The sequence below is a fragment of the Helicobacter bilis genome, assembly GCF_900198365.1.
Taxonomy (GTDB): domain Bacteria; phylum Campylobacterota; class Campylobacteria; order Campylobacterales; family Helicobacteraceae; genus Helicobacter_A; species Helicobacter_A bilis_B.
Genome location: NZ_FZMS01000009.1, coordinates 58989 through 83254, shown reverse-complemented (window position 1 = coordinate 83254; position 24266 = coordinate 58989). Strand labels below are relative to the sequence as shown.

17 protein-coding genes and 4 pseudogenes are annotated in these 24266 nt (G+C 33.8%); 3 read left to right on the top strand and 18 right to left on the bottom strand.

Annotation, left to right across the window (positions count from 1 at the left end):
* Positions 1-20 precede the first annotated feature (20 nt).
* The 4 genes from ruvC to fabG form a co-directional block, all read right to left on the bottom strand.
* Complete coding sequence (ruvC, locus tag C6H08_RS01745) at positions 21-497, bottom strand: crossover junction endodeoxyribonuclease RuvC (protein ID WP_034565514.1); 477 nt, start codon at positions 495-497, stop codon at positions 21-23.
* Entirely contained in the window at positions 494-2674 is a 2181-nt protein-coding gene (locus C6H08_RS01740; protein ID WP_034565515.1) for a hypothetical protein, read from the bottom strand. Before C6H08_RS01740 ends, ruvC begins: the two co-directional genes overlap by 4 nt.
* Positions 2675-2698: 24 nt before the next feature.
* Positions 2699-3577 carry a class 1 fructose-bisphosphatase gene (locus C6H08_RS01735; protein WP_194145873.1) on the bottom strand — a complete coding sequence of 293 codons (879 nt, stop codon included), beginning with the start codon at positions 3575-3577 and terminating at the stop codon, positions 2699-2701.
* A gap of 128 nt (positions 3578-3705) precedes the next feature.
* Positions 3706-4449 carry a 3-oxoacyl-ACP reductase FabG gene (gene fabG, locus C6H08_RS01730; RefSeq protein ID WP_034580110.1) on the bottom strand — a complete coding sequence of 248 codons (744 nt, stop codon included), beginning with the start codon at positions 4447-4449 and terminating at the stop codon, positions 3706-3708.
* A gap of 184 nt (positions 4450-4633) precedes the next feature.
* Between fabG and C6H08_RS01725 the strand changes: the two genes are divergently transcribed.
* On the top strand, positions 4634-7042 hold the full coding sequence (locus tag C6H08_RS01725) for a tetratricopeptide repeat protein (RefSeq protein WP_034565518.1): 2409 nt from the start codon (positions 4634-4636) through the stop codon (positions 7040-7042).
* 318 nt (positions 7043-7360) lie between these two features.
* Here C6H08_RS01725 and rsmG read toward each other — a convergent pair whose 3' ends face one another.
* From rsmG to C6H08_RS01660, 14 genes and pseudogenes are all read right to left on the bottom strand, one after another.
* Positions 7361-7942: a 16S rRNA (guanine(527)-N(7))-methyltransferase RsmG gene (gene rsmG / locus C6H08_RS01720; protein WP_158656785.1), complete on the bottom strand. Its 582-nt coding sequence runs from the start codon at positions 7940-7942 to the stop codon at positions 7361-7363.
* Positions 7943-7962: 20 nt separating this feature from the next.
* Entirely contained in the window at positions 7963-9162 is a 1200-nt protein-coding gene (locus tag C6H08_RS01715) for a GDSL-type esterase/lipase family protein (protein ID WP_034565519.1), read from the bottom strand.
* Between the two features lie 1956 nt (positions 9163-11118).
* Positions 11119-11633, bottom strand: a pseudogene (locus C6H08_RS11735) (hypothetical protein); the annotation flags it as partial.
* A 535-nt stretch (positions 11634-12168) separates the two neighbouring features.
* Positions 12169-12333 (bottom strand): hypothetical protein, encoded by a 165-nt coding sequence (locus C6H08_RS11730; protein WP_233708433.1) that lies wholly within the window; start codon positions 12331-12333, stop codon positions 12169-12171.
* Positions 12330-12566 (bottom strand): hypothetical protein, encoded by a 237-nt coding sequence (locus C6H08_RS01700; RefSeq protein WP_034565520.1) that lies wholly within the window; start codon positions 12564-12566, stop codon positions 12330-12332. The genes C6H08_RS11730 and C6H08_RS01700 overlap by 4 nt, the downstream gene beginning before the upstream one ends.
* 438 nt (positions 12567-13004) lie before the next feature.
* A complete protein-coding gene (locus C6H08_RS11440) occupies positions 13005-13781 on the bottom strand; it encodes a bacteriophage T4 gp5 trimerisation domain-containing protein (protein WP_194145870.1) in 777 nt (258 codons plus the stop codon).
* A 104-nt stretch (positions 13782-13885) separates the two neighbouring features.
* Positions 13886-14137: a hypothetical protein gene (locus C6H08_RS01690; protein ID WP_034565521.1), complete on the bottom strand. Its 252-nt coding sequence runs from the start codon at positions 14135-14137 to the stop codon at positions 13886-13888.
* Between the two features lie 9 nt (positions 14138-14146).
* Complete coding sequence (locus tag C6H08_RS01685; protein WP_233708432.1) at positions 14147-14590, bottom strand: T6SS effector amidase Tae4 family protein; 444 nt, start codon at positions 14588-14590, stop codon at positions 14147-14149.
* 43 nt (positions 14591-14633) lie between these two features.
* The gene (locus tag C6H08_RS01680; protein ID WP_080732241.1) at positions 14634-14921 is read right to left on the bottom strand and encodes a hypothetical protein; all 288 of its coding nucleotides are present in this window, start codon (positions 14919-14921) and stop codon (positions 14634-14636) included.
* A gap of 10 nt (positions 14922-14931) precedes the next feature.
* On the bottom strand, positions 14932-15657 hold the full coding sequence (locus C6H08_RS11435; protein ID WP_194145871.1) for a hypothetical protein: 726 nt from the start codon (positions 15655-15657) through the stop codon (positions 14932-14934).
* A 169-nt stretch (positions 15658-15826) separates the two neighbouring features.
* Positions 15827-16347 (bottom strand): annotated as a pseudogene (locus C6H08_RS01670) (Hcp family type VI secretion system effector).
* 600 nt (positions 16348-16947) lie between these two features.
* Positions 16948-17175 carry a hypothetical protein gene (locus tag C6H08_RS11725; RefSeq protein WP_233708442.1) on the bottom strand — a complete coding sequence of 76 codons (228 nt, stop codon included), beginning with the start codon at positions 17173-17175 and terminating at the stop codon, positions 16948-16950.
* Entirely contained in the window at positions 17145-17369 is a 225-nt protein-coding gene (locus C6H08_RS11720; RefSeq protein WP_233708431.1) for an NADPH-dependent FMN reductase family protein, read from the bottom strand. Before C6H08_RS11720 ends, C6H08_RS11725 begins: the two co-directional genes overlap by 31 nt.
* 477 nt (positions 17370-17846) lie before the next feature.
* Positions 17847-19316, bottom strand: a complete 1470-nt coding sequence (locus C6H08_RS01660) for a hypothetical protein (protein WP_034565513.1) — start codon at positions 19314-19316, stop codon at positions 17847-17849.
* 78 nt (positions 19317-19394) lie between these two features.
* Here C6H08_RS01660 and C6H08_RS12630 point away from each other — a divergent pair.
* Positions 19395-19850 (top strand): annotated as a pseudogene (locus C6H08_RS12630) (DNA translocase FtsK 4TM domain-containing protein); the annotation flags it as partial.
* Between the two features lie 2883 nt (positions 19851-22733).
* A pseudogene (locus tag C6H08_RS12625) lies at positions 22734-24095 on the top strand (DNA translocase FtsK); the annotation flags it as partial.
* Positions 24096-24266 lie beyond the last annotated feature (171 nt).

The window sequence follows — 24266 nt, the reverse complement described above, 5'->3', positions numbered from 1 at the left end:
TTAGTAAAAAGTATTGAGTTTTATCTCCCATATCGTAATGCTTGTGCGTGAGTTAGGGCTACGGCTAGGGCATCGCTAATATCAAGCGGTTTAATATCGCATTGCAGTCGTAACAAAACTTTTACCATATAGGCGACTTGCTTTTTATCGGCTTTGCCATTGCCTGTTAGAGACTTTTTAACTTGCAGGGGGGTGTATTCTGCAAAGTTGCCTAAATCTTGCAGGATTTTTAGACTGATTGCCCCGCGAAATTGTGCGAGTTTAATCACACTTTTTGGATTATACGCATAGAAAATATCTTCCATTGCTACCTCATCGATTTCATAATTCTTTAAGATAAGATCAATGCCCTCGATAAATTCTACAATCTGGCTTTGCAGCTTTCTTGTCTCAATCTTAATAATACCCGCATTAAGCAGACTAGCTTTTCCAGATTCTACATTAATCACGCCATAGCCGCAATTCCTGCTGCCCGGATCAATCCCTAAAATAATCATAAGTCTAAATAATCCGTGCCGCCAAGTTTAGCAAAACTTACTTCCATATTCTTTGGGATAGCCTTTATAATCTTATCAAGGAAGCACTGCTTTAACAGTAAATCCCCGCAAATAAAGACTTCTTGTATCCCATAATTTAGCATCATATCACCCGCTAATGTGCCGATAAACTCCGCCAAAGAATCTATAACTCCATAGCACAATAGCTCGTTTTCCACTCCAGCAAGCTGAAAGCTCATCACACTACGCAAGATTCTCGCATAATCAAGCACGATAGAATCTCCCATTCTAATAAGCTTATAATCAATGCGTGGTCCCCTATCCCTTACGCAACGACTCGCATACTCTAGCACACTCGATTCTATCCCTAGAATCTGTTCTATAAGCAGTGAAATATCAAGTAAATTAGTTGTGATTTTACTCTCTCTCATTACACTTGAGGGCGTGATAAGACTAAGCAAGCCAAGCTTTTCTAGCTCACTTTGTGTTAGATTCCATTGTGATACAATGTCCTTGTTTGCCTTTGTGAAGTTAGCAATCAATTTATCGCCATTTTTATAGCTATGCAAAGTCTCTAAATGCGTGTATAAATCAGTGGAAAAGGAAATATCTAAAATGCGTTGCAGACTAGATTCTGTATCTTGTGGCTTTTCGATTAAAAATTCACTCTTATGCGTGGTGGATAAAAAGGGGATAAATCTAGCAGATTTTGCCTTATTGCTTGTGAGTAAAGAAGAGAGATTTTTATGCGTTTGCAGGTGGCTTAGATAGATATGCTCTGCTACGCTATAAGTAGATTCTAACATTTTAGTTTTATCTGTATAGCTGTATGGATAGGCATCTTTGTAGCACAAAAGGGCTTTAGATTCTAAAGGACTTTTGTTTGAGTTTTGTTGATTAGAATCTTGTGTTATAGAATCTGATTCTATAAAATCTACTTGGGGCGTATAAAATAGATAGGATATTTCATGATTTTTTTGTAGATATGAAAGCAGTAAAAGCACTATAATATCACAAGATAGTCCTGCAAATATCGTATTTGAGCTAAACTCTTTTATGAAGACTTCTTTACATTGTATGCTTATAAATGGCTTTTCAAAACTTGCTAACATGCTTTTTTGTGCTTCACTCATACGCAAGTAGCTTTGAGCAGAATCTAATGTGCTAAAGAGAATGAATGGAATTTCTTTTTTGCTTTGTGCTGTATTTTTTAGTGAGAGTGTGAAAGAGATAGAGTTTCGCTGTAATGTAATCTTTGTGTTATCTAAAAGTATTTTAGCAAGAGATTCTATAAGTTCGTATTTTATGAAATGCTGCATTTGTGCTTTGCTTAGTGCGTTTAATGTGCTTGTATGTATTATGTTTAGATTGATAGATTCTAAATATAAAAAGTTTGTAAGTTGTGGAGTGTTTTGTGTTAATTTTGCTGTGTTTGTAGATTCTACAATCTTGTCATTTTGAGCTTTTGAAACAAGCGAAAAATCTTCTCTAGTCTCCACACTAGATACTTCATATAAAGGCTCAGCATGACAAGCTGTCATGCTAGATTCTGTATGACTAGATGTTTCGCTTTGCTCAACATTACAAGTGGATTCTAAATCCTTATAAATCAATGCGTGCATTTCATCTACATTTGGTATTAAAAGAGAATGATTTTGTTTAGAATTTAGAGTTTTTGCTTGTGTGTTGTTTATGCTATTATTTTGTGCATTTGTAGATATAGAATCTATAAGGCTAGATTCTAAGTTATTTTTACTTGTTTGTATCATTACACAATCACTAGATTTTATACTATTAAATTCATCTATACTAAGCTGTGCAATGTCTCTAAAGGTAAAGTCAAGCCCTAGTGGTAATTTGGAACTAAGAGTGTCTGCTAGATTTAATATAGTATTAGAATCTGCTTGTATATAAATGTGAAATTTGCCTTTTTCATTATCGCTATAAAATAATTCTTTGATATTTTCACTCTTAAATTCACATAATAAGCGGATAAGAATGCCCTTTAATGCCTTGCTATATGGGCTATCCTTACGCACAAAGGTAAATACACATTGCAAGATTTGTGTGTTTTCTAGCGTATTATTTTCTGTGTCATGTTTATGTATTTGAATTTGCTGTGATGGATCACCGATAAATAAAACTTCTTCAATCGTTTCTTGTGGTTTTTGCTGCATTACTTCCTCTAATGATTCTAAAAGTTATGATTTATAGGCGTTTTGCACGATTTGCATTTCATTATTACTGCCAAAAAAGCAAGGTGTGCTTGCATGTATAGAATCTGTGTGTATATCAAGCAGCCTTTCACTACCATTACTCGCCATGCCACCAGCACACTCAAAGATATAAGCAAACGGGAATATCTCAAAAAGATTCCTAAGTTTGCCTTGCTTAGAATCTGTTGTAGCAGGATAGCTAAAAATGCCCCCGCCCTTACATAGAATCTGATGCAAGTCTGCTACCATACCGCCACTATATCGCAGTCTATACCCTTTGAGAAAAAAGCTTTCTACTAACTCTTTATGCTTTGGATACCAATTCTTCTGTGTGCCACCGGGTGAGTTTAGTTTGCCTTCATCTCTTAGCTTTAGATTCTGTATAAACTCCCATGTATGCTTTGTGTAGTCATACAAATAGTGCATACTTTTAGAATCTTTTGCTACAACCATTTCTAAACGCGGACCATAGAGAAAATAGAGTGAAGCTACAAGATTTTTCCCTTGAAATTCATTTGCATATATTCCAAAAATACTGCCGATAGTGAGATTGCTATCCATAAGCGATGAGCCATCAAGCGGATCGTAAGCGACAAGAAGCGATTGTGATTTATTCAGCGTATCATTATCATAGCCGTATTGATTCTGTTTTAAAAGGGTAGCTTCATCTCTCTCTTCACTAGCAAATCCCTTGATATTTAGCTCCCCTAAAATATCGCCAAAAAGTTTGTCTGCAAGGATGTCAACTTTTAATTGATTATCACCGCTTGTATTCTCTGTATCGCTATATTCGACATTTCTTTTTTGCAATAGATTTGCAACTTGGACTGCACCTATCTGTAATGCTGCTATAACCTCATCGATCGCATAACTCATTGTATTCCTTTCACTAGCTTTTAAATCTGTAATATTAGCATGTTTATGTGTGTTTCATGTTTTTAGTTATGACTTAAAAATGCTAGATTAGTAGGGAACGCTTACAAGATTCTATACTACGTATACAACCCACCATTTACTTTTAACACTTCGCCTGTGATATAGGTAGAATAATCGCTTAATAAAAACGCAACTGCATTTGCGATCTCTTCTGGTTTGCCAAGCCTTGAAAGTGGGATATTTTTTGTATATTCGGCTCTTACTTCTTCACTTAGTCCAGCAGTCATATCTGTCTCAATAAAGCCGGGTGTAACGACATTAAAGCGGACATTTCTAGAGCCAGATTCAAGTGCAAAGCTTTTAGTCATTGCTATCATACCGCCTTTACTCGCTGCATAGTTTGTCTGCCCGGGATTTCCTTTTTCTCCAACGATTGAAGCGATATTTACGACACTCCCATGTCTTTGCCTACCCATAATTTTTAATGCTTCTCTACAACCAATAAAGCAAGACTTCAAATTCGCATCAATCACACTTGAAAAGTCATCTATACTCATACGCAAAGCAAGTTTATCATTTGTAATACCCGCATTATTCACAAGATATGAAAGCTCCCCATCACTCTCTTTAATGAGATTTAAAGCCTTAATGAAAGCCTCTTCATCTGTCGCATCAAAGGCGATTACTGCTGCCTTTCCGCCTTTAGATTCTATCTCGTCTTTGAGTGCGTTTGCAATCTCTGGCTTACTACGATAGTTAATCCACACTTTCAAACCAAAACCCGCTAAAGTCCGTGCGATTTCTGCACCAATACCCTTACTTGCACCCGTGATTAAAACATTCTTACCGCTAAACTGCATTATATCTTTCCTTTAAAACAAAATATCTTTTTGCAAATTTTTACAAAAAAAGGATTATAGTATAGCAAAAAAAATAAAATACCCTTTATAAAATGCAAGAAAAAATAGTAGAAAAACATAATGTTTTATCGTATAATTGCATACATTAAACCACATAAAAAGCGTAGAAATAAAGGATACTTACTTGCGACTCACACATTCTATTATTCTATTATTATGCTGTTTTATGCCGCTTTTTGGCTTAGATATGAAACTGAATTATGGCAAAGAAGATAAAGAGACTTTTGCAGTTTTAAACCTGCGTAATGAGCATCCATTCAGCTGTGAATCTAAGCTAAAAATAAATGGTGATGTAGAAAAGATTCTATGCAGAATAGTAGGTATCCCACAAAGTGGATTTAACCCCACAAAAAGCCCAATGCTAAGCTTTAGCTACACTATGGAAGCAAAAAAAGAAGATGATGAAAAAAGGGCTATGATTATAGAGATTACCCCAACAAAAGGGGTAAAAATGCAGTTATTCTCTGTCTTTAGCGATCTAAAAACAGAGAATCCAATCCCTGTAACAAGGCAGACAGATTCTAAAAGTTATCAAATAGTCGCCTATTATAAAAAACTCCCATTTTTACGACCTGATGAAAATCTTGAAAAAAGAGATTCCATTAACTTCCCTGTATCTATACCAAAGACTGCAACGCCCACTATTAGTGAGCTTGATATAAATCGCAAACCGCTTGATTATATCGCTGGTAAAGACCTTGATGCGTTTTTAGAGATACGAGAACTCATGAATGCTAGAAAGTATCCAGAAGCCCTTGAGAAAATAGCAAAAGCATTGAAAATGTATCCAAATAGCCTTTTTGCAAAAGATATGGTGTATTATACAATCATTGCCCTAAGCCATTCTAAAAGTAAAGAATCTCAATCTTATTTAGCAGAAGCCGCAATCCCATGGATAAAAGCCTATGCAAGTGATGATAAGATTCCAGAAGTTATGTATCTTTTATCTAAAACTCTTTTAGCCCAAAATAAGATGAAAGAAGCTTACTATTATCTTAATAGAACCATTGAAGAGTATCCAAAAACTCGCTATGCCGCACTCTCAAAAATGCAAATCGCAAATACGCTAAAATCTCCAAGCGATATAAAACGCGCACCACTCATTTATACAGAAGCCTATCAAGAGGCACAAGACCTTGAAGCCGCAGCGGAGATAGCTGTATCATGGGCGAAATTTAGCTTAAGAGATGAAGATACAGAATATGCAAATGAGCTATTACATAAGGTATATAGCGTATTTCCTGCATTTTTCCTTATCGACAAAGACGCTACAATGGAGCTTTTAGATGAGTTAGAGGAAGTAGAGCAATACACTATGGCAGCACCCATTGCTGCATATCTAAGTGGAAATGTGCCTTATAATAGCGAGTTGCACGCAAAGCTTTTAAATAAATCTTCAGAGTTTTATACAAAAATCGGGGATTTTGATATGGCGCACAAATTGCATTTAGACTTCTTGCATTATCACCCAAATGACAAGTTAGCCCAAAAAGTCAAACAAAGAGATGACTCTCTATTATTCCAAGTAACAGGCGATTATAAAACAAAGCTTGAGCGATATGACTATGTCCTTGCCAGCTATCCAAATACAGAGAGTGCGAAAAAAGCCTTAGAATTAAAAGCAAAGCTCTATCTTGAAAACAAAAAATATGAAGAGATTTTACAAATGCAGTCTCTTTTACCAAAAGATTCTGAAGTCGTCCAAGCGGCTATTGATAATCAAGTTGCAATCTTTTTGAAAGAGAATAATTGCGATGGTGTAGCGGGTGTGCTTAGCCGTGCAAATAAGGTAAAACTTAGCACAAGTGAGAGTTTGCAAGCCTTTGAATGCCTTTATAATCAAACCGCATTTAAAAAGGCACATGATCTTTTCTCTGGATTATATAAGCATATACAAGATGGTGGAGAACAGCTAAAATGGCTTTATTTGGAATCTAATACGCTTTTTGCACTTGGGCAGAATAAAGAGGCAATCAAAGCAGGGCGAGATGTTATGGACCTAGCCTTTGCTATGGGACAAACGCAGTATTATGATATTAGCTTTAAAATGTTTCATGCCTTTTATAACGATGAAGCAACAAGACATGAAGCGATAAATCTAAGCAAGAAAATGGATAAATGGTTTCCAACAGATAGAAGAATGCTAGAGGTGCATTTCACATTATTAAATGAAGCCGAACATAAAAAAGACCCCCTTGCCACAAGCACAGAAGCACGCATAATTATGGCTTTGCAGGATAAGATAAAAGAATATGATTGCAGCCCTTATGTAAATTTTATTTATGTGAATACTTTGATGAATGAGAATAACTATACAGAAGCCCTAAAGCAGCTAGACCGCATTAAAGATTTTAAAATGACAACTGATGATAGGCAGCAAAGATTCTATAAAATCGCTACGATTAACTATACGCTAAAATATATGGACAATAGCAAAAAAGCCCTTGATGCTTGTGTAGAACTCGGCACAACTTCTGCTTGGGGAACTCTCTGTAATAACGCCCTTTCCTTGCATGATAATGGTTTTGAGTAGGCTTGTAAGTTTTGTTATGTTTAGTATAGTTAAACATTTATTGGTATAGATACAATAGATACCAAATGGAATACTCACTTTTTTAAAGAATTAAAATGACAAATTTCTACAATCCATATTATTTAATATATTCCGCGATTCTCATGCCTAACTTAATATGAAAAGCTGTGTGTTAGCCTGATCTCACATTAATTTCACGAAGCTAAGAATGTGGGTGAGATTGACTTAGAGATTCAATAAGGTATATAAAAACAACCATGCCTAAAGACTGAGATAAACATTAAAAGAAGTTTTGCAATCGTGGATAATAAAACAATCTCAAACAAAACTTGCATAAATATACGTACGATTGGTGTTTGTAAAGATTTGTGTTTGCATATCATCTAATAAATCTTTTTCATTTGCAGTATTTGTGCCTTTGTAAAGCAGATAATGTCCGCTAGATTCTAATAAATGTCTGCTATCACGCACTAAAGTATCACTTCTACACACTGCACGAGATGTGATTAAATCCCCTTTTATATCCTTCACATTATATGAGTAATCTGCAATCACTTTGACATGTGATAAGCCCATGCTAATAATCGCATTTTCTAAAAATGATACTCTTTTCTTACGCGGCTCTAATAGATAAAACTTGCTATCAGTATAATAACACGCAAGAATCAAAGCAGGGAATCCAGCTCCACTACCTATATCAATGCAGGTATGAAATGGCTTTAAAAATGATATAGGAAGCAAGCTATCTGCTATTTGATGATATAGCTCTTTAGAATCTTTTATCGCGGTTAGATTATGAATCTTTGCCCATTGAAGCAAGATATTACTGAATCTTTCTAGTGGCTCTGCAATGTGTGGCTGCGATATAATGGCTTGTATGTCATAGTCAATGTGCTGCATCATATTCTCCTATATTATGCCTAATTTGCTTTTATTGTATTGATTAGGGCTTGATAGATTCCATGTGCGATGAGTTTGTAGCCTTGCGGGGTTAAATGCACATCTTGTTTTGATAGATTAAGCTCGGTCCATGCGGGTTTTGTGCCATTTTTTTCAATAAATTCATCAATGTCAAATAGCATGATATTCTCTAGCTTTGCAACCTTTAGTATCGCCTCTTTTACCGGCATAAAGGTTTTTGCACTCTTATATCGCTTTTTTGAAGCATCAACAGGGAGTAATACCGGCGGTGGCGACATTAAAATAATAATTGCATTTGGATTATATTTTTTTAGCATAGATATAAACTCTCTATAATTTTCAATAAAGCGATCTTCTTTTAGCACATTATACATTGCATCATTTGAGCCATAACAAAGCATGATAATGTCATAATCAAGCACTTGCAATTCTTTTTCTAGAATCTCTTTATTCCACTTTTTCCAAATATCAGAACGCACCCCATTAATCCCCAAATGCTCGATAATATTGCTCTCTTTTTCCTTATAGATAAAATAACCCCCAAGTTTTACCTCTTTGCTTAAAGCATGAATAGTGATAGGAAATCTAAGCTTTAGATTCGCAATCTCCCAAGTATCATTTTTATCTGCACGCAATATATGACTTTTAGAATCTGCATCTTCTATCCTTAATGCCTCTTTTGTGTCATTATTTTTAAATACAATTTGTGCGATAAAGTTATTATTCCAAGCACGGATTTGCTTTGGATTTATGCTAAGCTTGATACTTGCTGGTAAAGATTCTGGGTAGGCTATCACACCGCCCATAGGATAGTCTGTATAATCGCTAGGTTTTCTTGAATCTAACACTAAAAAGCCATCATTTTGATATTCTAAAAGCAAGGTTTGATGATATGAGGGCATAAGCGGATAGGTAAAACCTATGGCATTAATATTTCCCAATATACTTCGCAACTCATTTGTGATAAAATCACTTGCAACATGGGAATCTCCAAATACACGGATACGCAAATCCTTACGCCTTTTCCATTTGTGTTTTAACTGCTTTAATAACATAGAATCTTGCATATAATTTTGCAATACCGCATGTTCCATGTATGGCTTATATTGTGGATTAAGCTCTAAAAAAGTAAGCGTTTGAGCATTTATAACACTAATTAGGGCAAAATATGCGATAAAACACATTACATACTTTTTCATATTTGTCCTTTGTAATTTTTGTTGTTATAGTTTTAACTCGTTTTATATATTTTGTAGAAACTTAATCAAACTTATCGAATTCGTAATGATATCTATTTTTTTTAAATTTAGGAATTATAGAATCTATGTAAAGAAGCAACAATATTTGTAGTAACTATTTCAAAACAATCCTTTTTAATACTAATCTTTCCTAATTACTCAGATAGAGATACAAAATTTTATAAGCCTTTTCAAAACATACAAAAAGATTCTAAAGAAACCTTATATAATCCTTAATCAATACAATCCCCTTGAGACTACAAATCAAAAATGCTATGATTCTAAGACAGGCAATCCATTAAAAACACAACAATCTATATCTATAATCATGGATCCAAAGAGTAGTGGCAAAAGGCACAATAAATTCTAAAGGTTCTCTAAAAATAGATAGAGTTAGTATGGGATAAGAAACAAGCATTGATAAACTAATCTTTATAGTGGGTAGGGATAATTTAAGTGAGAGTAACTTTGAGCTAAGTAAAACACAATATGCCGCAACAACCAACATTCAAACAAAACACAAAAAACCAAAGAATATAAATCTAGTAAACTATACTTAGGATTTAACAAGATACAGGGCAAGCTAAAATCTAATTATGAAGCAATAAAACTTGTAGTGCAAATTGGAATCAATGTTATAATTCTCACGCCGCAGATAAACATTACTGATGCAAGATATAAACAATCACGCAATTTTCCTATGTGGTGTTTGATATAATGGATAGCAATATAGATGAATATATCGCCGATACAAGTATTCTCTTTTAATCACGAATACCGTATGCAAAGAGTAACCAAAATGTTGTTGCGATTGAATACCACATAAAATACCAAATCCACTACTTCTTGTGTCAAACATATAAATCTTTCTTATTAAACAATTCAAGGGATATAAAGTCCAGTAATTTAATGCCATAATCAGCAACCAATAAGCCTATACTAAAATTGATAGCGACTAGAAATAAAAAACTTAAAAAGAGTGCAATGGACTTTTATCCATAAACCGCCTTGTCATTAGAATCTAAAGCTAAAAGAATTTAAATCTATTCTCCCATTCATAATGTGTGGGATATAATTTTATATGTTTGCGCATAGAAAAACTTAATCTCATATCTACAATTTTATTATTTCTTTAGAATCTTAAGGGCTATACACAACAATATAAACCACAATATATGCCACAAAAATACGAATTGCAAGAAAAATGCAAGTCTCATAGATCCATTTTTATATGCCACAAATGCCAATATAAGAAAGCCCAAGATAATGATGGGTAATTTTATTATATTGAGCAATTATAAACTCAAAACTTGAAAAGCCAAAGCCACTAATGTGATAATTATCGACATCATAGGGATTTTAAATAAATAAAAATATAGTGTAAAAAGTAGAATTGCTATACACAAGGCTTTAAACTTTGTCAAACTGCTAAAAATAATTGCTACTACAAACCCGCAACACACCGCCAAAATATCATAAATTAGGGAGTAGTCTATATTAAACAAGATTCTAATAGGCATTAAAGCAACCACAAAGCACAAGCCAATAATCATCGAAAAATAATTTTTTTTATAATATATCTTTCCAAGAGAATCCTTTGACAAGTTTTATATTGGATAGTTGGTAATTTTTACATCTTTCTTGCCTGACTTGTAAAATATTATCTATTACTATTGTTTGTTCTCTATCTTTAAAGTTTTGATTTTGATTAATAAATCAGCAACTCTCAGAGTTTTTATGAGAGTTGCTAGTATGTTCTGCAAGTCATGATAAAGTTTGCAAACATAACATTAAAGGTAATATTCTCTTCTCTTTCAATTGTGAAACATTGTTTCTTTATGTCATAAAGTATTATATTGCTACTAGGGCTACAATAAGTCGATATTTCTTTGCAACTCATCTATTAATCTCTCCAATCTAACGCACAATATCACCTTTAGAATCTATATCCACTTCTAAGTCTTTGTATTTATTATAGAATCTAAGGGAAAGGATTTTGTTGAAGTATTGTGTGCCTTTGGGGGTTCTTGCTGCCCAAATATTATACTGACTCCAATATCTTGGAGTATCCCAAGAAACATCATCTAAAAGAAACATCATCTAAAATAAGACTATATCCCTCTCATCTGTTGTGTCAAGCTCATCTAAGTCCCTATTGAATCTATTGGCATAAAAAAATTATCCCTAAAGTGTATCCACGCTTGGTATTTATCCTCTTTGTAATAGGAAAGATTGGTGGGATAGTCTATCTTATCGCGGTTGTCATTGTTGCAATATGAGCCAAAATCTATATATCCTGTTAAAAAGAGTTATCCTATAACATTAATGTATTCGCTTATGTAGGTTGGATTTGGAGTATTTATAAAAAGAATCTCATCGAGTTTGTCTATATGGCAGGTATTTATTAACATTAATGTATCTAATTCTCGTCGATAAATTGGCAAACCGTATCGCATATTGGCTTAGGCTCTAGTTCTTTAGTGTTTTTGGTTAGTCTTTCCCATAGTCCATCAAGCTCTTTTTTAGAATCAACTAATTTTCTACGAAACTCTTTAGGGTTTCTAGGCAACTTATCCACTTATCCCCGAAACCTCCTCTCTACTCAAAACCTTTGTTGCTAGAGTTTGGTAAGCCTATTGTAATACCTGCTGTGTTGGGGTTGTTACTATTGTGATTCATGAGTCATTCCCTAATAAAACGGATAAAAAACATATTAAGGTTCATAGAATGAGTATCAATGCTTTTAGATTCTAAGGCTATTTTACTCTTTTTTCTTATAAAATCCCATATCTCATAAATTTTCTCATCATCATTTAAGAAAAAAATTAAAAAATGTAAGCGATAAGTATTTTTTCGCCTATACCAACCTTTTGAATTAAAAAAAGGGGGGGGGCAATAAAGATTTCGTTGTGATTACATAAAACAAAGACTTCATATTCTCCTATACTTACTTCAACTTCTCCAAATTTAATTTTTTTTTTGGATTCCAAATAGCCTTCTACGCTCAAAGCCTATACCACTATTTGTAACATAAAAGCAAACCATTCCAAATAAAGTATTATAAATATGATAAATGCTAAATCCAAAAAATATGCTCCACACAATCTCATCACCATTAGAATCTAATCTCACTTCATTCTTTTGTTTTTAGAATCTCTTTTAGATTCTAGCCTTGTGGATTCTGTTTGTATTGTTTCATGCTTAGATTCTCTATCATTTTTTAGACTCTTACTAAAGCTTACATACCCTCTAGAATCTGTTGTTTGTGTATAGGTTTGTTTAGAATCTATATTAGTGAGTTGGATTTGTTTATTAGCTAGAGTTTTGGAGGTTTTGTAGTCTTTGAGTTGGAGGGAGAGATTCATTTTTTATTTCCATTTTTTGTATTGATATGCAATCTGCTTTCATCTAAGATCAGTTCATTGTATTTTATCTTAAGTCTTATAGAATTTCTATGTATCTCAATACTTGAAGAATCCCCAACACAGAGCATAATACTATTGCTAGCATTATAGCTCATATCCTGCTTACTTGTGGCAAATAAGTCTTTAGTATTGATAGTAAAATTCTCATCACTCCTTAAACCAAGTGATTGTTTTGTGAGATGAGGGCTAACTCATCATTGGCACTCACATGTGGATTCTGATTACTATGGACACTTAATGTTCTCCACAACCTCACTCCTATTTTCTTTTATATTCTTGCTAGAATCCCCCTGTATAGATTCTGTAAAACTCCCCACCACCTCCACACTCTTATCCCCTCCAATAGATTCGCTAGAATTTTTTCCTACTCTTAGCGTATTATCTACATCTACATTTAAGGTATGAGATAAGTCCTATTATTGTATCTTTAGATAAAACTACATTTGTAAGGTATTCTGCACCAACTCGGACATCTTTTAAACCTAGTATTTCTTGTTTATGATATTTAGTAATAGATTCTGTATAGCTTCCTAAAACTAGAAAATCTTTATTATTTTGTATCCTTTGAGAGAAGTTATGCTTTATATATTCATTATAGTCTTTCTCTGCTCTTACATAGATTTCTTCATTGTCTTTTATGTTGGAGAGAGTTATTTCGTTTAATCTAGATTCTAATGGATTGTAATGAGAGTGTGTAGTCTCTGCTTCCTTTGTATTGCTTTGTAAGCTATTAAGAGTTCTTGCACTTAAACTTGTTTGATGAGAAGCTAAGGGCAAAGAAGGCGAGACAGAATTACTTTTATTATAGAGACTACCACTGATATAGGGCTTATCTATATCATTATTTAAGAAAAATATTATAACTTCATATCCAGCTCTTGGTGTATGGTAGAATTTAGAACTTGCACTTGCAATAGGATAGGCTACTTTAAGGAATGGAGTATAAGAGTATCTTTTGTTATTGCTAGAATACGTTTGTATAGCATTTGTGTTGGTGTTATCTTTATTTTGTTGTGTTTGGTTGATTATTGTAATAGTATGTTCTTGATCGGTGTTTGTTTGATTTGTGCCATTGTTATTGCTACTCACAATATTGCTAACATTGCTAGCAACTTGATTGTTTTGTAAATAATTATTTCGCAGTACTTCACTCACATATCTCGCAGTATTTTTTGACTATGTGATATACTTTAAGTCGATACTCTTCTGACCAATATAAGCTCAAGCACCTATCAAAACGATAAGTATTCATAGGCTCTTTAAAAAAAAGATTTATCATCAAAATATTTTTGTAAATCTAATTTGCCCAAAGCAACATCTTCGCGCAAAAATCCATATTGATTGGGTTTAAATAAATTTTCCTTATCATATTGCAAACAATATTGCAATCCCCATTTAGCTAGGATAGAAGTTTGTTCTCTATTCGTTATTGCGTTAGCTATAGCCAAGGGGTCTGAAGCATATATGAGTGTATAACTCATAACCAAATATTGTAAAATAAATTTTTTCATAGAATCTCCTCATAGTAAATCCCAAAAATATAACTCTCGTATTATATATGTGGGGTGATTAAGAAAATCGCCACTTACTCCTAGTGCTGTATCCACAAAATCATTTCCATTCCACAAGGTTGTATGTCGCAATCCATCTGTGCCAATCATCGCCACAATACCCTTTCTTTGAATGGATTGTAATTCTTTGAAAAATTGTCTATTTTCATCTTTTGAAGTCATATTGTGATAAAAATCTTCAGAGCAACCATACTTAATCTTTTCTATAATTTGAGTGTAAGTGGATTTCTTCCAAGACAATTCTTTCCAATTTAGTTTTAAAAGCTTCATAATATCAAAGACACCTAAATAATAAGTTTGCTTATCTTTTCCTTGATAACCTCTTCCTACAACTTGCTTATCCATAGTATTTATGGGGTGGGTGCTATGATTAAGTGCATAGCTAATACGCAAAGCACAGGTTATTTACATATGCTCTTTGATCGCTATTAAATAGCTATTCTACTTTTCCACCCACTTGTTTATATCTAGGTTCAGCAAATTCTATTGATACAAGCCACAAAGATTCGTTCTTTGCGAATTCGTGTGCCAATTCATCACTTTTTCCTTGATTTTTAGCCCATTTATATAATTCATTATATAAATCCTTTTTGCGCTTTTCATAAATTTTAATGTCAAACTCACTTATTTCCTTATACTTCTTTTCTAGACAATCAAAACTTGGTCTTTGAATCTTAATACTTGCTTCCATATTGCCACATTTTACTCTGCAGACATTTGACATTCTGCCCTCCTTAGACTTTATTGAGAATATTTATAATGATAACTTGATTATCTTGTATAGTTACAGAAATTCGAAAAGATTCCCCTTGAAATTCCAATGTCGCATCTATAATTTTTCCATTCTCATATCCTTGCGTTATGATATGTAAGTTTATATCATCTGTATGTTTAGATATAGAATCTAGCTTTTGCTTATTTTCACCATAGGAATAATACATTTCTAAAACTTGTTTTTCTTGGATTTGCTTTGTTTGTTGGGAGTTTGTGTTGTTTTCTGTTGCATTATCTCGCATATTAGAATCTTTTGCATTGACATTTGTGTTTGTTGCATTTATAGCAGTGCTAGATTCTGTATTAGCATTGTGTGGGTTATGAGAATCTAGCTTTTGTTCTATTTCACATAATCCTTTTGCTTTAGGGCTTTCTTGTAAGAATAAAGGAGAGCCTTTATCAGTTAGGACTTGATTAATATATTCTGTTAGAACAATCTTTTCTTTATTGACTTCAAGGAGAGTAGAAGTAATAGATTCTGGTATGCTTATTATGAGTTTTGTGCAAGGAGCAGATACACCTAAGATTTGATTTTGACAGCCTAGAATCTTAACTTGTGCTAAATCTTGTAAAGTAATAGCACCTGCATTATTGATTGAGAGTAGATTGCTTATGCTAGATTGTAATAATACCTTACCCTTATGGATACATTCTAGTTTATCAGATTCTAAGAGTGGAATGGGCATAGGAGGTGTCCTTAAGATGAATACATTTTACCGCAAGGCATAAAACACTTAGCTTAATCGTGCAGATAAACACCGCACAGATTCAAGCTATCTTAAATTTTATCCAAAGGTAATTACAAGGTAGGCAAAACTAAAAGCAATCCCTCGCAAACACATAAAAACAATGGGGCTAGACCCTTGTCTCTATCCAATCATCACTCCCACTTGTTCCAGCAGCGATATGCTCCCAAACCACTTTTCTATAATTGAGAGAAACTTTAAAAAGTTCTGTTTTGTCGTTATTGTCTTGGTCTTGCGCATTAGGCATTACAAGATTAATATCTGTAATGATGGCATCTTCTAATCTTGTTGTAAAGTAATACTCCTGTCCTCCGCTTGTAGAAGTCCTAAACCAATGAACTTCCACAATCGGCAATCTTTCTCCATTTGTAAGAGCATTATAAAGGAGTGGAACAGCCTTATTTAATGAACAAGTAAAAGAAAATGGCTTATGCACTCTTTGTCCGCTTGGCTGTCCGCTTTGTTTTGTGGGTCTGTTGGGACGGTTACAATATGAGCGACTTCTTGAGCCATAATTTCATCTTCGTGTCCTAATTGGTAACGATTCCCTATACTTTCTGGTGTGGAAGCACCACTTGAAATAAGTCCTTGAGTAGAACCTTCAATCTTTATGTAAGCTGGCTGTGCCATGTGTATCCTTTGTGTGTGCCTCTGTTCCTATATTGGATGCATATAACAAGCTACTGCTATTGTAATATTTTTTATAAAAAAGTCAAGATAAACTCTGCGGAGTGTAGATATGTATTTAAAAAATTATTTTAATTTGTTTGAAAGTTGGCGTTTTCATATTTACAGGGGGGGGGGGGTGCGCTTTGTTAAAAATGCATTTTTTGATATGTTAGTAAAAGCAATGATAAATTGATAATTACCTATCTTGCCAAGATATTTTTTAAACAATACTTATTAAAATAAGTATTGTTTAAAAAAGTCATAAATAAGCTTATATTTTAATTCAGTCTTTTTTCGATATAATTTAAGTCGTTTGTGTCTATTCAGCTTACACACTATATTGCTGTATATTGCTATCTTTCTTAGAAAATGATTGAAACAGCTAAACGACATGAAAATATACTTAAACTATTACAGAGCAGAATACCCAATTCAATAAAAAGATGAAAATAAAGAAAAATTAAATGTGATGTATATATTAATGATAATCCATGTAAAAAGATGATGACGTAAAATAACAAAAGTAAGGCAAAAAGTGGATACACAAGAAGTTATAAAATGCTAGAAATAAGCCCACAAAAAGGAGATGATAAGATTTTTATTGGTGCGGAAAATCTTAACGCTGAAGTGATTGCTTAGGCGATAGATAATAACAAGAAAACACCAACTTAACACATTGGACGAGACAAAGGCAAAACAATTGGTTTTAGAAACTTTACCATGTAAAATATGCGTTAAAGCTCTATCTTGCCACTCTTTCATAAGTGCAGGTGTGCTAAACCAAAACAGCGGAAATTGAAAGATGATTTTTGTGGATCTTTGAGTAACGCCATTTCAGATTCTGCGTTTATCACGCCATCTTTATAAGTCTCACTGAGATTATGAATCTTTACATTTGAGAGTGTTTTAGCAGATTCCAATAACACCCTATTGGCTTTAGAATCCTTCCAAAATGTGTGTGAAAAAAGTAGTAGTGTTTGCATAATTTTCCTTTTTATTACAGCATAAAATTGTATTGTAGCATGTTGTTTTATAGTTGTTATTAAATTATATATTTGTTATTAAATTATATATTTTATATAATGTAGTGATATAAAATATGTGAAGAATATTCTATCATATTTTAGTTATACCAAATATAAAAATAAAATACATTATAACATGGGCTATAACATGTATTTAGTGATATAAGATATTATGAATATAGCATTTAGGTTTTAATTCATATGGAGAAAAATACGCATTATTAAAATACTATCTGGATATTAATTGGGAATATAAACTCACAAAATATGCTTGATGATGCCAACATTTACCGGATATTATGAAACTATATTTTTATAAAAAAGTTTGCATAAAAGCTAACAACCCACAATCGTAATTTTCAGATTGCAACTCCTTGCCTTATCTTCGCCAAAAAAAAAGACTGGGCTTTATCTTTCAAATCGTTCCCAAAAACTCTATTCCTTCATAGAAGCGATCTGTTCTTTTGTGATAAGCGAGATATTTGCCTCTTTATTATATTTGGATTCTTTAGTGTCAGCCAGAATGCGTTGCAAGGCGGTTTTATCCAACCCTGTTGTATCAATATAAATACCCTCAAACTTCTCTTTATTTACAGCGACAAAAAATTGTGAATCTTTTTTAGCAATCACAACATTATGATTTTTACTTTGACTCATAATGTCAATTTTTACATTGACTTCTACTTTTGGCTGATTTGTTAAAATAAGAAACTTTTTGACATAGTTTTTTTGATGGCTTGTGTAGTATTTATACATAGCCTGTTCGTTTGCTGCAGTGATTTTTCCTTTATCAAGCTTTTTAATCGTTTGTCCTAAGAAAGTCATCATGCAATAAGGCTCATTAATATCATGCTTGAAAAATACATTGCGTATAGAGACTGACTTCATGCCAAGTTCCCATATCTGATTATCAAGCTGTGTAGCGGTAACATTTAATGCTTCTTCTGTTTTTTCTCTTAGCATATTGATAGTTTTTCTAAACACAGCTTCAAAGATTTTTAGATTTTTCTCTGCAAAACTTTTGCATAGCCCTTCTAGATTCTCATGTGCTTTTGTAAGCGTTTTTGTCTCTTCATGCGCTTTATCGGAGTTTGCCCTCATTCTTGCGATTTTTTCTTTTATCTCGTTTTCATCGCCCTTTTTTGCTTCAAGTCGTTTATAAAGGATTTTTAGGTCATGTGCGGTTGTGCGGATTTTATTTTGAAGTTGCATAATGCGTTCTTTTATGCCATTTGCAGCACGCACTGCCCCTTTATAATTAAACTGATATTCAAGAAATGCTTCTTCAAAGATTCTCTCTGGATTAAGCTCATTTTTTGTAAAAAAGTTATGAGAATATTCAAGTGTGCCAAGCCTTGAGTGATACTCTGCAAACATATCAATATTGAGTTTTCTATCTGAAAAGATAAGGTGATCTAATGCCTTATTTAAGAATCTTTTGCTAATTGAGAAATTAATAAGTGGCGTTAGCGTTGATAAATCAAGCTCTTTTAAAAACTCCACACTTCTAAGCTCTGTACCAAAAAATTCCTTGATACAATCTTGCACACTGCGATTAATTTCAATCTCGGTTAATTTCAAATAATTTGTTTGTGCGAAAATCTTTTGCACTTCTTTTGCGCGCAATTCAGATTCTTTATTTTGCAGCTCTTCATCAGTATTGCTTTTCCAAAAGTCTATCTCTCTAATAAGCGCATCAGGCGGAAAAGATTGATATTTTGAAGCACGCGCATCGGTTACTTGAATGCCACCATCATTTGTTCTAAATTCCACATACATACCAACGGCTGGACGATTTCTGCCATCATGCCAACCATCTTTTTTTAGCTCAAAAATCTTTTTTGAAGCATTCATAATGACGCCTGAACCAGTCGTAGCGGTATAACGCGTTATTTTTCCGTGCATCAAAACTCCTTATCAATCTAAAAATCGTAAATCATTTAAGACAAAAAATTGCTATAATTTTAACAGAAAAATTACATTTTGTTGCAACAAGGATTTATCATAAAAAAAATCTATATATTCGTTTTCATTAGCTGTTGTGTGTTGTATTTATGGTTAGCAACTATCTTTGGTTACACTCCGCCTGATGCGGCTTTAAGCGGTGCTGCAGTGTCAAATAGTTTCTTTAAAATAGGTGGCTTTGGCAATAGTTTTGCAAACTTTAATCGCGGTATGTTTGGTTATCTTGCTTACATTTATTTGCCTTTACTTTTATTGCCTATTTATAGATTACATGATGATACAAGTTATTCTTTTCGCAAGATTCAGTTAAGCTTTGCGTATTTATTGCTTTTTATCGGGCTATTACTCTTGCAATCGCTTGTATTTCACAGCGGTCAGTTTGGTAACTATCTGCAAGAGGTGCTAACGCCCTATATTGGTCTATTTGGGGTTGCGATACTTACATTTATTTGTATTAGCACTGCATTACTACTTATTGCTGAACGCACAGCGACTTTTATTTTAGGTTATCTTGGCGGAAGTTTGCAAATGGCTTATTCTGCCACAAGTAATTTTGCAAAGAGAATGTTTCAGCAACTCAAATCAAAATATACTGATTTTAAATTAGATTCTATACAAAGGGAAAAGAGAAAGATAGTCAATCAAGAGTTAAGTGAGAAAGCCACGACGACAAAAAGTAAATATATAGATCGTGAGCCATTGCTTGAGACTGCCCTTGATGAATATCCACGCACAAATACTAACAATGGTTACACAGATACAAATATGCAAAATCTAGCAAAAAATGAGAATCTAGCACACAACAAAGATATGCAATCTAGCAACACACAAACAACAAACAAACAAGAAGCACCACAAGATTCTAAAGAGTTTAGCATTCAAGTAAAACCTAGCAACAACATAAATACGACACAAACACTCTCATATCAGCAATACGATGATAGCAATATCTCACCTATCACACACACACCACGCACACAAATGAAAAATAATGATGAAGAACTTCTAAGGCGATTCCAAAAAGCAAATCTCTATCCAAAGCAAAAGGACCAACAAGCATTTCACACAGATTCTCCAATGACTTTTAGACTGAAGCAAGAAATGAGTGAAGCAAATCCGCTTGAAAGCTTTGCAAAAACTCAACCTCCAAAGATAATACCTACAATAGATGACTGGCAAACCACAGATATACCACCACGAGAGGTAAAAACTACAAATCTAATCAAACCAAAGACACAAGAAAGAGAGCAGCCAAAAACAGAGACTTTTAGTATAAAAGAGGGGGTTACAATACGAGATAATGCGATACCCACTACACCAAAAGTTTTAGAATCTTCTAAGGAAGATAATATAGCCCAAATGCAACCAAAAACCATCACACAAGAATCCCCTACTATACGCATAAAAGAGCCAGAAATAAAGGATAGCACCTATACTCATTTAAACACGCCAAAGCTAGAAATAAATCCAAATCAACAACACACCAAGCAAAAAAAAACGATAAAAATCCAAGCGATTAACACGCCAAAAATAGAGCAAATGCCAGCACAAGCAAACTACAAAACGCTTGACATGAGCTTCACACAGAAAGAATACAAAACTACAAATCCTAGTATTAATGAAAGCACAACAACGCTAAGTCAGCCTAATAGCACAGGCTTTAACCAAACTACACAAGAGATTACAAATCTTAATCAAACACAAATTACAGAATCTCATCTCAATGTAGCACAGACTTTAGAGTCGCAACATATAGATTACACTTCACAGCAATATGATTTAAATACACAGACTTTACAACAAAACACATTAGATTCACAACCAAGTAAGCTAGTTTTACAACAAGATATACCAGAAACAAATAATCTACAAGATAGCCCTTTTATAACACCTTTAGAATCTACCCAAAACAATATAGACTATACAGAAACCACCACGATAATAATCCCGCCATTGCTAGATTCCAATGAAGACTCTATTCAGTATATTAGCGAAGATTCTATAAATGATTTTAGAGACGAATTTCGTGGGGATTTTAATATACAAGATTCTATAAGCAAAGATTCTAGTATCAACAACTCACAGGATTCTATAATTATAGAATCTATCCCGCAAGAATCCACGCATTCACCAGATTCTACAGAATCTAATCATACTTTACAAGATGATATAAGAGAAGAGATAAAAGAAATTTTTATTGAGCCATTAGAGTCGCTTGAAGCACACGCACAAAGCCTCTCGCAATCTAGCCAAATAGATTCTAAACAGACTGATTCTATATCAACAGAATCTAATATGCTAAACTCCAACAAATCAGACACTATTCACATAGATTCTATACCAACAGAATCCAATGTATCAAACCTTAATCAAATAGAATCTAGCCATACAGATTCCATAGATTCGCTTAAGACAAACTCTAGCATAGAATCTAAACAGGCAGAATCTATCCCACAAGATTCCATATTAATAGAAACTACTCAAATAGAATCTAATATCCAAACACAGCATACACAGGATTTTGAGATAAAAGAGATTACACAAGAGAATACAGAACATGTAGAAAATATAGAATCTAGCCTTACAGATTCTAATCTCACAAAAGAGCTAAAAAATAAAGATTATTTACAACAAAGCACCATGCAGGATTTAGAGCAACATCACACAGGCAGCAACATCACACAGGAAATAACACCAGCACAACAAAACATTACAATCAATACATACACACCACAAATGACACATTCACATTTTCCAACACACACAAACCCGACAAATTACTTCACAGGCATACCAACGCACTCTCAAGCACAACCTATGAATTATATCTTTGATAGCACAGCACATACACAAACAAGCACAATAAAGCCAAATGTAGAATCTGGCACAATAGAATCTAATAACCAACAATTTCATAACACAGAATCTAATCTAGCACAACCAAATAACACACAATCTAACGAAATAGAAAACAACACAACACAACACAATCTAGCACAATCAAATAATATAGAATCTACACATACAAACCCCACCACACAACCAATAAAAATAAAACTCTATGATGATACGCAAACAAGTCGCACAATCACACATAAAGACATAATACAGAACAATATATCTACACAAACAAAAGACTTAACGCATTCTTTTACAATCAAAGATTCATCGCCACATATAGAATCTAAAACAACACAAATCACAAAATCAAGCGATAATGAAAATAGAGAAGATATGATTATAAGGCAAATCGCACAGAAAAAAGAAGAGGCAAGACAGGAAAATAGCATTCTCATCGCAAATCATGATACAAATATAGCACATCTCGCACAAAGCACAAATCTGCCACCTTTCATACTCCCACCGCTAAAGCTACTCCAAGAGCCAATCGCCCAAGATAGCATACAAGATATTGAGCTAGATTCTAAAATTGATAAAATGCTGCAAATCTTTAACGCACACAAAATTCGCGGTGATATTATCGCCACGCTTACAGGACCGGTTGTAACGACCTTTGAGTTTCGCCCAGAAACCCATGTAAAAGTCTCAAAAATCCTAAGCCACAAAAACGATTTAGCAAGGATTCTAAAAGCAAAAAGCATTAGAATCCAAGCCCCAATACCCGGCAAAGATGTCATCGGTATCCAAATCCCAAATAGCAAGGTAGAGACGATTTATCTGCGAGAGATTTTGCACTCACAAGCCTTTTTAGATTCTAAAGACCCACTAACCATTGCTTTAGGCAAGGACATTAGCGGCACGCCAATTGTAGCAAATCTAGCAAAACTACCCCATTTACTTGTCGCAGGGACCACAGGTAGCGGTAAGTCAGTCGGGGTAAATGCGATTATCCTTTCACTTTTATATCGCAATGACCCAGATAATCTAAAGCTTATGATGATTGACCCAAAACAAGTAGAGTTTGCTCCTTATGAAGATTTGCCACACCTAATCACACCTATCATAAATGCCCCAAATAAAGCCATAAAAGCCCTGCAAGTCGCAACGATTGAAATGGATAAACGCTACGAGCTATTCTCACAGATTAAAGTCAAAAATATTGCTTCATACAATGAAAAAGTAAGTATTAAAATGCCAAATTTTGTAATCATAATCGATGAGTTAGCAGACCTAATGATTACAGGTGGCAAGGAAGCAGAAGCCTTTATCGCAAGAATCGCACAGATGGGAAGGGCAGCTGGTATGCACTTAATCATTGCTACGCAAAGAAGTAGCGTAAATGTCATCACTGGACACATTAAGGCAAATCTTCCCTCACGCATTAGCTATCGTGTCGGTAGTCGCATTGATTCTAAAGTGATATTAGATGAAATGGGTGCTGAAGACTTGCTAGGCAATGGCGATGGACTTTTCACAACCACAAATGGGCTAATGCGTATCCATGCCCCATGGGTGAGTGAGCAAGAAGTAGAGCATATCGTAGATTTTATCAAGGCACAAAGAGAGCCACAATATGATGAAAGCTTCCTTAGTGAGACAAAGCCCGGGGCAGTTTCTGGTGATAAATTTAGCGGTGATGGCAGTTTGCTAGATAAGGCAAAAGAAGTTATGATGCAAGATAATAAAACCTCTATTAGCTATCTACAAAGAAAGCTAGGCATTGGTTATAATAAATCCGCATCACTTGTAGAAGCACTAGAAAAAGAGGGCTTTCTCTCCCCACCAAACAGCAAAGGCGAGAGAAATATCTTAGTTTAAACTTGCTTGTATCTTAGTTTATTTTGAATTAAAACTCCTTTATTTTACTTATAAATTTTATTTAAAATTTAATTTTAATTTCATTGGTTTCTAAAGAAATTTTGAGAATAAAATGCGATATGAATTTTTAGAGTCTAGCTAGGAAAATCCATAATCGTTTGTAGCACAATC